This is a genomic window from Kribbella sp. NPDC058245, from assembly GCF_042882005.1.
GTDB lineage: Bacteria > Actinomycetota > Actinomycetes > Propionibacteriales > Kribbellaceae > Kribbella.
In genome coordinates this window covers 462,671-476,967 of the sequence record NZ_JBHVWY010000002.1, presented here as the reverse complement: position 1 = coordinate 476,967, position 14,297 = coordinate 462,671, and the positions used below count along the sequence as shown (strand labels likewise).

11 protein-coding genes are annotated in these 14,297 nt (G+C 67.2%); all 11 read left to right on the top strand.

Features of this window, described 5'->3' with window-relative positions:
* The first annotated feature begins 27 nt into the window (after positions 1-27).
* The 11 genes from rpsO (at position 28) to ACFVWG_RS05680 (ending at position 14,196) form a co-directional block, all read left to right on the top strand.
* A complete protein-coding gene (gene rpsO, locus ACFVWG_RS05730; protein ID WP_391541970.1) occupies positions 28-300 on the top strand; it encodes a 30S ribosomal protein S15 in 273 nt (90 codons plus the stop codon).
* A gap of 299 nt (positions 301-599) precedes the next feature.
* Positions 600-2,819, top strand: coding sequence for a polyribonucleotide nucleotidyltransferase (locus ACFVWG_RS05725; protein WP_391542145.1), 2,220 nt, complete (start codon positions 600-602; stop codon positions 2,817-2,819).
* Positions 2,816-4,129, top strand: coding sequence for a M16 family metallopeptidase (locus ACFVWG_RS05720; protein WP_391541969.1), 1,314 nt, complete (start codon positions 2,816-2,818; stop codon positions 4,127-4,129). Before ACFVWG_RS05725 ends, ACFVWG_RS05720 begins: the two co-directional genes overlap by 4 nt.
* 132 nt (positions 4,130-4,261) lie before the next feature.
* Positions 4,262-5,962 carry an ATP-binding cassette domain-containing protein gene (locus tag ACFVWG_RS05715; RefSeq protein ID WP_391541968.1) on the top strand — a complete coding sequence of 567 codons (1,701 nt, stop codon included), beginning with the start codon at positions 4,262-4,264 and terminating at the stop codon, positions 5,960-5,962.
* 1,388 nt (positions 5,963-7,350) lie between these two features.
* Positions 7,351-8,958: an ABC transporter substrate-binding protein gene (locus ACFVWG_RS05710; RefSeq protein WP_391541967.1), complete on the top strand. Its 1,608-nt coding sequence runs from the start codon at positions 7,351-7,353 to the stop codon at positions 8,956-8,958.
* A complete protein-coding gene (locus tag ACFVWG_RS05705) occupies positions 8,959-9,885 on the top strand; it encodes an ABC transporter permease (RefSeq protein ID WP_391541965.1) in 927 nt (308 codons plus the stop codon).
* Entirely contained in the window at positions 9,878-10,774 is an 897-nt protein-coding gene (locus ACFVWG_RS05700) for an ABC transporter permease (protein WP_391541964.1), read from the top strand. The genes ACFVWG_RS05705 and ACFVWG_RS05700 overlap by 8 nt, the downstream gene beginning before the upstream one ends.
* A complete protein-coding gene (locus tag ACFVWG_RS05695) occupies positions 10,771-11,772 on the top strand; it encodes an ABC transporter ATP-binding protein (RefSeq protein ID WP_391541963.1) in 1,002 nt (333 codons plus the stop codon). Before ACFVWG_RS05700 ends, ACFVWG_RS05695 begins: the two co-directional genes overlap by 4 nt.
* Positions 11,772-12,773, top strand: a complete 1,002-nt coding sequence (locus ACFVWG_RS05690; protein ID WP_391541962.1) for an ABC transporter ATP-binding protein — start codon at positions 11,772-11,774, stop codon at positions 12,771-12,773. Before ACFVWG_RS05695 ends, ACFVWG_RS05690 begins: the two co-directional genes overlap by 1 nt.
* A 194-nt stretch (positions 12,774-12,967) precedes the next feature.
* Positions 12,968-13,714: a 4-hydroxy-tetrahydrodipicolinate reductase gene (gene dapB / locus ACFVWG_RS05685; protein ID WP_391541960.1), complete on the top strand. Its 747-nt coding sequence runs from the start codon at positions 12,968-12,970 to the stop codon at positions 13,712-13,714.
* Positions 13,715-13,749: 35 nt separating this feature from the next.
* A complete protein-coding gene (locus ACFVWG_RS05680) occupies positions 13,750-14,196 on the top strand; it encodes a tetratricopeptide repeat protein (protein WP_391541959.1) in 447 nt (148 codons plus the stop codon).
* Positions 14,197-14,297 lie beyond the last annotated feature (101 nt).

The window sequence follows — 14,297 nt, the reverse complement described above, 5'->3', positions numbered from 1 at the left end:
CGCGCAACGGAAATCGAGAGGAACTCCGTGTCATCTGTTGATGCTGCCACGAAGAAGAAGATCATGGGTGAGTACGCCCTGACCGAGGGTGACACCGGCTCCCCCGAGGTCCAGGTTGCGCTGCTGACGTTCCGGATCGCACACCTGACCGAGCACCTGAAGGAGCACAAGCACGACCACCACAGCCGTCGTGGCCTGCTGCTGCTCGTCGGTCAGCGCCGCCGGCTGCTGAACTACCTGGCGAAGAAGGACATCAACCGCTACCGGTCCCTGATCGAGCGGCTCGGCCTTCGCCGATGACGTCGTGAGGAGCGGCCGCCGAGGTTGGGTGGCCGCTTCTCGCGTATCCAGGCCCGCGCACACGGCGAGGGCCTGGCACAACTGAATAACTGACGTAACGAGGCGAACGCGAAGCGCGTGGCGGGAGGACGACCGGTCCTCGGTAGTGACCTTCGGATTCCAGGCTCTGTTGATTTCAAACGGGACTGGGGATCCGCGGGCCTCGATCGAAGACCGGCACCCCGGAAGCTCGCGCCTCGCAGTCGTCAACACTGTGTAGGAGAGAGGGGTATCCCGTGTCGGGATCCACCAACGCGCCGATGGACGGCGCACAATTCGCAGAGGCCGTCGTCGACAACGGCAGCTTCGGCACCCGCACCATCCGCTTCGAGACGGGCCGTCTGGCCCAGCAGGCCGCCGGCTCCGCCGCCGCCTACCTCGACGGCGACACGATGGTGCTTTCGGCCACCACGGCCAGCAAGAAGCCCAAGGACCAGTTCGACTTCTTCCCGCTGACGGTGGACGTCGAAGAGCGGATGTACGCCGCCGGTCGCATCCCGGGCTCGTTCTTCCGTCGCGAGGGACGGCCCTCGGAAGAGGCCATCCTGACCTGCCGGCTGATCGACCGCCCGCTGCGGCCGTCGTTCGTCTCCGGCCTGCGTAACGAGATCCAGGTCGTCATCACGGTCCTGGCCCTGAACCCGGACAAGCTGTACGACGTGCTCGCGATCAACGCGGCGTCGATGTCCACCCAGATCGCCGGGCTGCCGTTCTCGGGCCCGATCGGCGCCGTCCGCGTCGCCCTGATCGGCAACCAGTGGGTCGCGTTCCCGACCCACACCGAGCTCGCGGACGCCGTCTTCGACATGGTGGTCGCGGGTCGCGTCACCGATGCCGGTGACGTCGCGATCATGATGGTCGAGGCCGAGTCCACCCCGGGCACCTTCGACGCCGTTGCCGCCGGCAAGCAGGCGCCGACCGAGGAGATCGTTGCCGAGGGCCTCGAAGCCGCCAAGGGCTTCATCAAGACCCTGGTCGACGCGCAGTCCGAGCTGGCCGCCAAGGCGTCCAAGCCGACCGGCGAGTTCCCGGTCTTCCCGGACTACCTCGAGGACGCGTTCGCCGCCGTCGAGGCCGCCGCGACCGAGGAGCTGACCGAGGCTCTCGCGATCACCGGCAAGCACGACCGCGACGACGCCACCGACGCCGTCAAGGCCGCCGTCGTGGCCAAGCTGGCCGACGGCTTCGAGGGCCGCGAGAAGGAGCTGTCCGCAGCGTTCCGCTCGCTGACCAAGAAGCTCGTCCGCAACCGCGTCCTCAAGGACAAGGTCCGGATGGACGGCCGCGGGCTGGCCGACATCCGCCCGCTGAAGGCGCAGATCGGCGTCCTGCCGCGCGTCCACGGTTCGGCGCTGTTCGAGCGCGGCGAGACCCAGATCATGGGTGTCACCACGCTGAACATGCTCCGGATGGAGCAGCAGCTCGACACGCTCTCCCCGGAGACGCGCAAGCGCTACATGCACAACTACAACTTCCCGCCGTACTCGACCGGTGAGACCGGCCGGGTCGGTTCGCCGAAGCGCCGCGAGATCGGTCACGGCGCGCTGGCCGAGCGGGCCCTGGTGCCCGTGCTGCCGTCGCGTGAGGACTTCCCGTACGCGCTGCGTCAGGTGTCCGAGGCCCTCGGGTCGAACGGCTCCACCTCGATGGGCTCGGTCTGCGCCTCGACCCTGTCGCTGCTGAACGCCGGTGTGCCGCTGAAGGCCCCCGTCGCCGGTATCGCGATGGGCCTCATCTCCGGTGAGGTCGACGGCAAGCTCGAGTACGTCGCGCTGACCGACATCCTCGGTGCCGAGGACGCGTTCGGCGACATGGACTTCAAGGTCGCCGGAACCAAGGACTTCGTCACGGCCCTCCAGCTGGACACGAAGCTCGACGGCATCCCGGCGAGCGTGCTCGCCGGCGCGCTGACCCAGGCCAAGGAAGCCCGCCTGACCATCCTCGACGTGATGGCCAAGGCCATCGACGCCCCGGGTGAGATGAGCGAGTTCGCGCCGCGGGTCATCTCGGTGAAGGTCCCTGTGGACAAGATCGGGGAGGTCATCGGCCCGAAGGGCAAGATGATCAACCAGATCACCGACGAGACCGGTGCCGACATCTCCATCGAGGACGACGGCACGGTGTACATCGGTGCGACCGACGGCCCGTCGGCCGACGCGGCGCGCGCGATGATCAACGCGATCGCCAACCCGACGATGCCGGAGAAGGGTGAGCGCTACCTGGGCACGGTCGTGAAGACGACCAACTTCGGTGCGTTCATCAGCCTGCTCCCGGGCAAGGACGGCCTGCTGCACATCAGCAAGCTGCGTGGCCTGGCCGGTGGCAAGCGGGTCGAGGCCGTCGAGGACGTTCTCTCGGTCGGTCAGAAGCTCCAGGTCGAGATCGCCGAGATCGACGACCGCGGCAAGCTTTCGCTGATCCCGGTTGTCGAGGGTGAAGAGAAGGCTGACGACGAGAAGGGTGCTGACTCCGCCGAGTGAGCAGAGCCATCACCAGCACGTTGCTGAGCCCGGAGGCGGGCGGTCCGGTCAAACGGACCGTCCTGCCCTCCGGGCTTCGTGTGCTGTCCCAGTCCGTACCGGGCTTCCGCTCGGTCACCTTCGGCGTGTGGGTCGGCGTCGGCTCCCGCGACGAGCCCGAACAGCTGAACGGCGCGACGCACTTCCTCGAACACCTGCTGTTCAAGGGCACCGAGCGCCGCGACGCCCTGGAGATCTCGGCCGAGATCGACGCGGTCGGCGGTGAGATGAACGCGTTCACCGGCAAGGAGTACACCTGCTACTACGCGCGGGTGCTCGACTCCGACCTGCCGCTCGCGGTCGACGTCATCTGCGACATGATCACCTCCGCGACGCTGACCAGCGCGGACGTCGAGAGTGAGCGCGACGTCATCGACGAAGAGATCGCGATGCACGCCGACGAGACGTCGGACCACATCCACGACCTCTTCGCCGAGCAGTTGTGGGGCACCTCGCCACTCGGCCGCTCGATCACCGGTACGCCGGAATCGGTGGCCGCGCTCACCCGTCAGCAGGTCGTCGGCTGGTACCGCCGTCGCTACAAGCCGGCCAACATCGTCGTCTCGGTCGCCGGCAACGTCGAGCACTCCGACGTCGTTCGCCTTGTCCGCAAGGCCTTCGAGCGCCACTGGGTGACCGACGAGGCCGAACCCGCCCCGGTACGACGCCCATCCGGTCGCCGGATTCCGACGTACGGCGGAACTCGCGTCCACCACCGCGATGTCGAGCAGGCGCACCTCGTGCTGGGCATGCCCGGCCTGGTCCGCAACGACCCGCGTCGCTATGTCGCCGGGGTCCTGCACGGAATCGTCGGCGGCGGGATGTCGTCGCGGCTGTTCCAGGAGGTCCGCGAGAAGCGCGGCCTGGCCTACTCGGTCTTCACCTTCGGCTCGGCCTACGCCGATGCCGGCATGGTCGGCCTGTACGCCGGCTGCCTGCCGAAGAAGGCGCCCGAGGTGCTGGAGGTGGTCCGTGCCGAGCTCGAGTCGATCGCGTCCGGCACGATCACGCCCGACGAGCTCCTCCGCGGCAAGGGCCAGATGCGTGGCTCGGTCGTGATGGGCCTCGAAGACACCGGCGCCAAGATGACCCGGATCGCCAAGGCCGAACTCGTCTACGGCGAGCTGCCCACGGTCGACGAGATCCTGCACCAGATCGACGCCGTCACCCTCGACGACGTCACAGCCCTCGCCACCGAGCTCTACGCCGGTACGCCGGCCCTCACGGTCATGGGCCCCTTCGACGAAGACACCACCGCCTTCACGCTGTAATCTCATCTGCACGTCACACGTGATCTGCCGCTGGATCGCACTCTGAACGCGATCACATGCACTTGACGGCCGACGGTATCCGCGCTGTTTTTCGCAGCGCGGCTCCGGCCTGTCTTGTGAAAGAGGATCACGGTGACCGACGCGTTCCGTACCGCCCGCGACTCCCTGACCGACGCGGCCCGGGTTGCACCCGGTCTGCTGGCGCTGTGTTCGGTGCTGGTGCTGGCTCAGGCCGCACTGCCCGGCCTACAGGTCGTTCTGATCGGGCAACTGGTCGACCGGCTCACTGTCGGCGAGCGCCCCTGGGGGCTGCTGATCACGCTGACCATCGTCGTCGGGTCGATGTACCCGCTGAGTGCGATGGCACGGGATGCCGGGCAGCGACTGATGCTGCAGCTTCGGCTGCACTACCGCTCTGAACTCCTGCACGCCTCTGCTCGGCTGAGTCCGAGCCGGCTGGCTGATCCCAAGGTCGCCACCGAGCTGGAGGGCAGCCAGGCCGCGATCGATCCGATGAGTACCGTCGCGAACCAGCCCGTGCAGGTGCTGGGTGCCGGGGTGACCGCAGTCGTCCTCTGCGCGGCGATCGGAGCGATCAATCTGCTGTCTGGTCTGCTCGTCCTGGCCGCGTTGGTTCCGACGGTGTTGGCGTTCACCGCCATCGCGCGGATGGAGGGCCGCGGCTGGCCTGAGGTCGCGGCGAACGACCGGCGCGCGGTTTACGCGACCGAGCAGCTCCTGCAGCAGCGCTCCGGCACCGAACTGGCAGTCCTCGGATCGGGCGGACAGGTCGCCAGCCTGGCGATCACTTACCGCGCCATCGCGACCCGGGTGCTCGATCGGATGATCCGTACGGCGATGAGCTTCGAACTGGCGGCTGCTCTCGCGACCGTCGTATTGTTCGGCGGTGCTTTGGTTGCGCTGGTCGTCGGTGGAGCCAGTGGGGGAGCGGCAGCCGCTGCGGTCGCTGGGACCATCTCCGGGCTGAACGCGATTCGCTTGTGTGGCTACGCTTTCGGGCTCATCGTCACCGCGGCACCCCGGGCGACGACGTACCGGCAGTTCGTGGGCAGCGTGCCGGCCGCGGCACCGCAGAGCGTCGTACCGGCGGTGGAGTCTGTTGCCCTCGACAACGTCACTTTCCAGTATCCGGGGGCCGCTCGGGCTTCACTGCAGGTCGCGTCGATCGCGGCGCGACGCGGGGAGATGATCGCCCTGGTCGGGGTGAACGGTGCGGGTAAGACCACTGCGATCAACCTCTTGGTGGGTGGGCTCATGCCGTCGGCAGGACGGGTGCTGATCGATGGGCGGGATGCTGCTGGGATGAGTGAGTCCGAGCGGCTGGGGCACTTCGGGTTGCTGGTGCAGGAGTTCGGGCGGTTCGAGTTCACCTTGCGTGATGCCGTTGCCCTCGGCTCGCCGGAGGCCGTATCAGATGATGCGGTACGGCGTGCGCTGGCCGGCACCTTCGCGGCCGACCTTCCGCTCGACACCCAGCTCGGTCAGCAGTGGGGCGGTACCGGGATCTCTGGCGGCCAGTGGCAGCGGGTGGCGCTGGCGCGGATCCACCTGCGCGGAGCCGGCGTGTGGATCCTCGACGAACCCACCTCGGCCATCGACGCCGAGGCGGAACGCGAGATCTTCGCGGACCTCCGCCGTACCAAGGACACCCGCATCACCATCGTGGTCTCGCACCGGGCGTCCACCCTCACCGAAATGGACCGCATCTACGTCATCGACGCCGGGTCAGTGGTCCAGCAGGGCACCTACCCCGACCTGATCGCCGACCCCGCCGGCCGCTTCGCCCGCCTCTTCGCCACCCAGCAAGACTGACCCCGCCACCCGCAGCTCGCAGCCAACGTCCGAACAGCCGGAGCACGTCGTCGGCGAGTCTTCGGACGTTAGCTCCATGGCGACACCGCCCCTCCGCGCGAGCCGGTACGACGTTGAGCACCGCTCAGCCATTTGGTGGGGCCGAACGTGGTCGGCCGGTGCTCAAAGTGGGCGACCCGTCCCACCTTGAGCACGGTTCAACCATTCCGGCCGCCGTCGCGTGGTTGAGCGGTGCTCAAGGCGGACGTGGCGTTCGACCTTGAGCACGGTTCAACCGTTTCGTCGGCCGTCGCATGGTTGAGCGGTGCTCAAGGTGACTCGCTGGCCGCGACTGCTGCGGCAAAGTCAGGGGATATCGGCTCAAGTTGACGGTTCTCCCCTGAGATTTTGAGGGGAGAAGGGTCCGTTTCAACGGATATCCCCTGAAATGGCGAGGGGTCGGCACACGACCTGAGCCGCGCCCGGCGACCGCTGCCGACGCCCCGCCCTGATCCGGTACGACGGCGGCGTCGGCGGACCCCTCGAACCCGCAACGTCCGAAGAACCGCAGGGCCCGTCTCCGGATGTTCGGACGTTAGCGCCGTACCCCCCGCAACGTCCGAAGGAACGGAGGGCCCGTCTCCGGGTGTTCGGACGTTGGCGCCGTACCCCCCGCAACGTCCGAAGGAGCGGAGGGCCTGTCTCCGGGTGTTCGGACGTTGGCGCCGTACCCCCGTTAACGTCCGAAGGAACGGAGGGCCCGTCTCCGGGCGTTCGGACGTTAGCCACGGATGGTGGAGCGCCGAAGCCGAACAGCTGACGGGCCCGCGCCACTAGTGGTGCCCGGAGACACCTTGTGATTGCTGGAGACCTGTTGCCCGGGGTCTCCGGCCGTGACTCCCTGTCTCCGGCCGCAAGTGGTGGCGTGGGCCCCGCGGCGGCGGGGACTTCTACCCGTCGATTTCGGTCACTTTGGTCGCCGGCGTCGCCGGACAACCGCGTGAAGCACCTCCACCGGCCGAGATTCACAACAACGTCCGAAAACACGCCGACCACGTACTCGGACCATTCGGACGTAGGGAGCCCAACCGCACCTCGACTTCACCCCGAACCGTGGTGAGGAGGGTAGCGGGACGAGCATGCGGGGTGGGCGGTGAGTGCGCAGTTGTGTGCACAAACTGGCTTGGCAGGGATCTGGCGTGACATCTGATGACTTCGGGGGTCTGGGCGATTAAAGTGGGCCGGTTGCGGGTAGTGAGCGCAGGGTCATCTGAGGTCTTGGTTGGTAACGCCTGCGTTACGCGTCCTTGTTTGAGTGCTGACAACGTTGACATGCGCAGTTTCGACCAGCGACCATGACGCTTGATCCGCCCGCCGATCGGCGCTTTGCCGAGGAAGTTGGTTCGACCGTGCGACGTCTGACTGGGATTGTGGGGGTGGCACTCGGGCTCTCGCTGGTGCTTGCCTCGTGTGGTGGCAAGTCGGGTGGTGGGGACAGCTCGGGCGGTGGGGCCAAGAGCGAGGTGATCGCGATCGCGGCCGACCCGCTGGAGTACATCAACCCGCTGAACGACAACGGCACCGTGGGGATCGGGGTCGCGATGGCGATCTTCGCCCCGCTGGTGACCACGGACCCGAACACCGGCAAGCTGCAGAACGTGATGGCCGAGTCCGTCACGCCGGACAAGACCAGCCAGACCTGGACGGTCAAGCTCAAGCCGGGCCAGACCTTCCAGAACGGCCAGCCGCTGACCGCGAAGGACTACGTCGACAGCTGGAACCTGACCGCCCAGGGCTCGAACGCCTGGAAGAACAACGGCTTCTTCTCCAAGGTCGAGGGTTACGAGGCGCTGAACCCGGAGACGCCCGACGGCGCGACCCCGAAGCCGACCTCGGTCAAGGCCCTCAGCGGCCTGAAGCAGGTCGACGACCTGACCTTCACGGTCAAGCTCAAGGTGCCGTTCTCACAGTTCGGGCTGACCCTGCAGTACTTCGGTCTCGCGCCGCTGCCGGAGGAGGTCCGCAAGAACCCCGACGCCTACAAGCGCAAGCCGATCGGCAACGGCCCGTACAAGCTGGCCGCTGACTGGAACGCCGGTGACGACCTCAAGCTGGCCAAGTGGGACGGCTACAAGCAGACCGCGCCCGACGCGGACTCGATCACGTACCGCTTCATCCCGAACGGGGACACGGCGTACAACGAGTTCCTGGCCGGGAACGTCGACTTCGTCGATGTGCCGGCGACCAAGGTGAAGACGTTCAAACAGGACGCGCCGGACAAGTGGGTGGTCAGCACCAGTTCCGGTGCCAACTACCTGACGCTGCCGGCCTGGGATCCGCGCTACAAGAACCCGAAGCTGCGGCACGCGTTCTCGATGGCGATCGACCGGAAGGCGTTCGCCGACCTGGTCGGGCTGTCCGAGCCGGCCAAGGCCCTGGTCTCGCCGGACATGGACGGCTACCGCGCGGACGCCTGCAAGTACTGCGACTTCGACCCCACCAAGGCCAAGCAGCTCCTGGCCGAGGCCGGCGGCTTCTCCGACCCGGTGAACATCAACTACAACACCACGTCCGCGACCGGCCAGATCTTCGCCGAGGCGATCGGCAACATGATCCGGCAGAACCTCGGGCTCGAGGTGAAGTACACCGGTAAGCAGGGCTCGGAGATCACCGAACTCGCCGACACCCGCAAGCTGGACGGTCTGCGGTTCAGCGGCTGGGGTCACGACTACCCGTCGATCGAGGACTACCTCACCCCGATGTTCAAGTCGAACGGCGACGCGAACTTCTCCGGCTACAACAACCCGGCCCTGGACGCCGTCCTGGCCAAGGGTGACGCCGAATCGAACCCGGAGAAGGCGATCGCGTTCTACCAGCAGGCCGAGGACATCGCGCTCGAGGACATGCCGCTGATCCCGACGTTCACCAAGGCCAACGCCTACCTGCACTCGGACAAGATCGAGCCGCGGGTCTCCAAGTACGTCGGTGTCTCGGCGCTGTGGGCGACGTTCAAGTAGATGATCCGGTACATCCTTCGCCGCGTCATCGCGGCGATTCCGATCGGGATCGTCGTCACGCTGGGGGTCTACGCGCTCGTCTTCGCGATGCCCGGAGACCCCCTGCGGGAACTGGCCGGTGACAAGCCGATCCCGGCCGCGGTGCTGGCCGCCAAGCGGGCCCAGTTCCACCTCGACGATCCCTTCATCGTCCAGTACCTGCTGAGCATGAAGGACATCCTCACCGGCAACTTCGGTACGACGTTCGCCGGCGCCGACATCGCCGACCAGCTCCGGCTGCGGATCCCGGTCACGCTCAAACTGACCCTGCTGGCCAACGCGTTCCAGTGGACGTTCGGGCTGCTGTTCGGGATCTACGCCGGGTTCAAGCGGAACGGCTGGGTCGACCGGTCGTTGCTGCTGGCAACACTCGTGCTGCTCGCCGTCCCGGGGCTGGTGGCGTACTTCGCCGCGCAGTTCGTGTTCGGTGTCCAGCTCAAGTGGTTCCCGGTTTCCGGCGTGCTGGAAGGCTTCCCGACGTCGTACCTGCTGCCCGCGCTCGTGATCGGGCTGCTCGGTTTCGCCGGGCTCGCCCGGCTGATGCGGACGTCGATCGTGGAGACGGTGAACGCCGACTTCGTGAAGACGGCCCGGGCCAAGGGGCTGGGGGAGCAGCGGGTCTTGTGGCGGCACATCCTGCCGAACGCATTGCTGCCCGTGGTCACGTTCATCGGTCTCGACCTGGCCGGCATGTTCGGCGGCGCGATCATCACCGAGTCCATCTTCAACCTGCCGGGGCTGGGGCAGTTCATGTTCCAGGCGATCAAGCTGAAGGAGGGCGGGGTCGTGGTGCTGCTGTCGACGCTGGCGTTCCTGTCGTTCATCGTGATCAACCTGCTCGTGGATCTCCTCTACGGAATCCTGGATCCGAGGGTGCGCCATGTCTGATGTCACCGCGGTCGTCAGCGCCGAGGCGCAGGAGCTCGGCGATGGGCGGACTCTGTCGAATCGCGAGCTGCTGCGGGCTCTGCTGCGCAAACCGCAGTTCGTCCTGTGCAGCCTGTTGCTGCTCGCGTTCTTCGCGATGGCGGCCGTGCCGAAGCTGTTCACCTCGGCCGACCCGCGCTTCTGCGAGCTGGGCAAGAGCCGCCAGGGCCACGGCCCCGGGCACCCGTTCGGCTTCGACATCCAGGGCTGCGACTACTTCGCCAACGTCGTGTACGGCGCTCGCCCGTCGGTCCTGGTCAGTATCTGCGCGAGCTTCGGTGTCTTCGTGCTGGCCGGTACCTTCGGCCTGCTCGCCGGCTACTTCCCGGGCGCCGTCGACGCGGTGATCTCGCGGACCGCGGATGTGCTGTTCTCGATTCCCGGTCTCGTGGTGCTGATCGTGATCCTGAACTCGGTGCCGAACCGCAGCATCTGGATCATCGTCGGCGTCATCCTGCTGATCGGCTGGCCCGGCGGTATGCGGCTGATGCGGGCGACGGTGTTCTCGGTCCGCAACCGCGAATACGTGCTGGCCGCGCGGTCGATCGGCGTTCCACCGTTACGGATTCTGCGCAAGCACGTGTTCCCGAACGCAATGGCGCCGCTGCTCGCGATGACCACGCTCGGTATCGGTGGCATGGTCGGGCTTGAGGCCGCGCTGACCTTCCTCGGCGTGGGACTGCAGCCGCCGTCGATCTCGTGGGGATCACAGTTCGGCGTGGCCGCGTCGTACCGGGACACCCCGCACCTGTTCATCTGGCCGGCGTTGTTCATCTCCACGATGACGATCTCGTTCATGATCATCGGCGACTCGATCAGAGATGCCCTCGACCCGAAACTCATGCGATGACTGCGACTGGTGAAGTACTGCTCAAGGTCGACAACCTGACCGTCGAGTTCGACACTCCGCGGGGCCCGGTGCGGGCCGTCGATGGAGTGTCGTGGCAGGTGCGGGCGGGGGAGACGCTGGCGATCCTGGGGGAGTCGGGGTCGGGCAAGAGCGTGTCGACGCAGGCGTTGACCGGGATCCTGGAGATGCCGCCGGGGCGGATCGTCTCCGGTACGGCGGAGTATCGCGGCGCTGACCTCATCGCGATGACCACGAAGGAGCGGCGGAAGATTGTCGGGGACCGGATCACGATGGTGTTCCAGGACTCGTTGTCGGCGCTGAACCCGGTGCAGTCGGTCGGGACGCAGATCGCCGAGTGCTTCCGGGTGCATCGTGGGTTGTCGAAGAAGGACGCCATGAAGCGGGCGGCCGAGATGCTCGACCAGGTGCGGATTCCGGCCGCGTCGAAGCGGGTGCGCGACTATCCGCACGAGTTCTCCGGCGGGATGCGGCAGCGCGTGATGCTGGCCATGGCGCTCGCGCTCGATCCCGACGTACTGATTGCTGACGAGCCGACGACCGCGCTGGACGTGACCGTGCAGGCACAGATTCTCGAGCTGATCGCGGAACTGCAGGCCGAGCGGGACATGGGCGTCGTACTGATCACTCACGACCTCGGTGTGGTGAGTGATGTGGCCGACAACGTGGTGGTGATGTACGCCGGTCATGTCGTCGAGCGGGCCTCTACGGCCGCGGCGCTTGACCACCCCGTGCATCCGTACACCGAGGGACTGCTCGGCTCGATGCCGTCGGCGGACCTCAAGGGGCAGGAGTTGCCGACGATTCCCGGTACGCCGCCGTCGTTGCGGTCGATCCCGTCCGGGTGTGCGTTCCGGCCGCGGTGCCCGATCGCGATCGAGGAATGTGCGCACGACGTACCGCCGTTGCTGACCGTCGCGCCCGGCCGGGATGCCGCGTGTATCCGCCGGACGACGCTGGCCGAGAGGGAGGCCGTCTGATGGCCGAAGAGTTGCTGGTGGCAACGGATCTGGTGAAGCACTACGACATCAGCCCGGCGCTGCATCTCGGGTCGAAGGTCCTGGTCCGCGCGGTCGAGGGCGTCAACCTGACGCTGCGCAAGGGCGAATCGCTCGGCATCGTCGGTGAGTCCGGCTGCGGCAAATCCACGCTCGTCCGGTTGCTTGCCGCACTGGAGAAGCCGACGTCCGGGCAGCTCCTGTACGGCGGTGTCGAGGTGAACAAGCTGCGTGGTCGCGAACTGCGGAAGTGGCGGCAGAACGTCCAGGTCGTCTTCCAGGACCCGTACTCCAGCCTCAACCCACGGATGCGTGTCGGCGAGATCATCGCCGAACCGCTGGAGGTCCACCCGGATGTCTCCAAGGGAATGGACATCCGCAAGCGCGTGCGCGAGCTGCTGGAGCTGGTCGGTCTGCGGACCGAGGACGAGACGAAGTTCCCGCACCAGTTCTCCGGTGGCCAGCGGCAGCGGATCGGGATCGCCCGCGCGATCGCGCTCAACCCGGACATCCTGCTCTGCGACGAGCCGGTCTCGGCGCTCGACCTGTCGGTCCAGGCGCAGGTCGTCAACCTGTTGATGCGGCTGCAGCGTGAGCTCGGCCTGAGCATCATCTTCGTGGCGCACGACCTGTCCGTCGTACGGCATGTCTCTGATCGGGTCGCGGTCATGTACCTCGGCCGCGTCGCGGAGCTCGGCGATCACCAGAACGTGTACGACGTACCGGCGCACCCGTACACCCAAGCGCTGCTGTCCGCCGAACCAGGCCTGGCCCGCCAAGGCCGCAAGCGGATCGTCCTGGCCGGCGACCCGCCCTCCCCGGTCTCACCGCCCTCCGGCTGCCGCTTCCACACCCGCTGCCTCCGCGCCGAGTCCCGCTGCAGCACCGAAGAACCCCAACTCCGCCCGATCCCTTCCGGCCAAACGGTCGCCTGCCACTTCGCCGAAGACGCCCAGTCCGCCTACACCCCCTCCCTCACCTAACGTCCGAAAACACGCCGACCACGCCCTCCACCTCTTCGGACGTTGTGCGGTTGGCCGGGGCTCACTCAGCTAGCGTCCGAAAACACGCCGACCAGGTACGGCGTCTCTTCGGACGTTGCTGGGGTGGGCTGGGCGGAGGGCGTGAGGGGTGGATGAGATCCTTGGGGTCTTGTCGGTGCGTTGAGAGGGTGCGGATGATCACGGTCGGTGTGCTGGGAGCCAAGGGCAAGATGGGCGCTCAGACGTGCCTTGCGGTGGACGAGGCCGCGGACGTGCAGTTGGTCGCCCAGTTGGACGTCGGTGATGACTTGGCCGAGCTGACCAAGGCGGGCACGCAGGTCGTGGTGGACTTCACCCGGCCCGAGGTCGTGATGGACAACCTCGAGTGGTGCATCGCGAACGGGATCCACGCGGTCGTCGGCACCACCGGCTGGGACGAGGACCGGCTCGCGAAGCTGCAGTCGTGGCTGGACGCGGCGCCGGGGGTCGGCGTGCTGATCGCGCCGAACTTCTCCATCGGTGCTGTGCTGATGATGCAGTTCGCGGAGAAGGCGGCCCGGTTCTACGAGTCGGTCGAGATCATCGAACTGCACCACCCGGACAAGGTCGATGCACCCTCCGGAACAGCACGCCGTACGGCGGAACTGGTCGCGGCCGCACGCCGTGCGGCGGGCAGCGGGCCGATCCCGGACGCGACCACGACGGCGCTCGACGGGGCGCGTGGCGCGGATGTCGAGGGGATTCGGGTGCACGGCGTCCGGCTGCGAGGGCTGATCGCGCACCAGGAGGTGCTGTTCGGTGACGAGGGCGAGACGCTGACGATCCGCCACGACTCGATGGCCCGGGTGTCGTTCATGGCGGGTGTGCTGCTTGGCGTCCGCAATGTTGTGACCACGCCGGGACTGACCGTAGGCCTTGAGCACTTCATGGACCTCGCCTGACCGGGGCGGCGGGGCGGGGAAGGTATGAAACAGCGATGAAGGCCAAGACCGTAGCGATCGTTGTGGCGGTCGTGTTCGTCGCGTACGCCGTGCTGCTCGGCTGGCGTGGGGTGTTGCTGATCGGGACCGGGGATCCGTTCGCGGTCGGGCTCGGCGTCGCCGTACTGGTGATTCCGGTGCTCGGGGCCTATCTGGTCTGGCGTGAGTTGCGGTTCGGGTCCCAGACCGAGGGGCTCGCCCGGGAGCTGGAGGCGAGCGGTGGTCTGCCGGTCGACGACCTGCCGCGGCGGCCGTCGGGGCGGATCGACCGGGCAGCGGCGGATTCGGCGTTCGAGCAGTACCGAACCGAAGCGGAGGCTTCACCTGACGATTGGCGGGTATGGTTCCGGCTGTCGACGGCGTACGACGCCGCTGGGGACCGTAAGCGCGCACGGGCGACCATGCGCCAGGCGATCGCCCGGCACGCCGCCGAGGCGGGCTGAGCAGGCTGCATGTTTCCTGTGAGTTCGCTGGGAACGGCCCGGATCGCCTGACAAGGCGGCCCGGATCGCGATATTTTCGATAAACGTACGTGGCAACCGCC

What these genes read in the sequence shown, in the direction of transcription:
- ACFVWG_RS05680 (WP_391541959.1), top strand. Translation starts at nt 13,750, where the DNA reads ATGAAGGCCAAGACCGTAGCGATCGTTGTGGCGGTCGTGTTCGTCGCG.
- ACFVWG_RS05705 (WP_391541965.1), top strand. Translation starts at nt 8,959, where the DNA reads ATGATCCGGTACATCCTTCGCCGCGTCATCGCGGCGATTCCGATCGGG.
- ACFVWG_RS05700 (WP_391541964.1), top strand. Translation starts at nt 9,878, where the DNA reads ATGTCTGATGTCACCGCGGTCGTCAGCGCCGAGGCGCAGGAGCTCGGC.
- dapB (WP_391541960.1), top strand. Translation starts at nt 12,968, where the DNA reads ATGATCACGGTCGGTGTGCTGGGAGCCAAGGGCAAGATGGGCGCTCAG.
- ACFVWG_RS05725 (WP_391542145.1), top strand. Translation starts at nt 600, where the DNA reads ATGGACGGCGCACAATTCGCAGAGGCCGTCGTCGACAACGGCAGCTTC.
- ACFVWG_RS05695 (WP_391541963.1), top strand. Translation starts at nt 10,771, where the DNA reads ATGACTGCGACTGGTGAAGTACTGCTCAAGGTCGACAACCTGACCGTC.
- ACFVWG_RS05690 (WP_391541962.1), top strand. Translation starts at nt 11,772, where the DNA reads ATGGCCGAAGAGTTGCTGGTGGCAACGGATCTGGTGAAGCACTACGAC.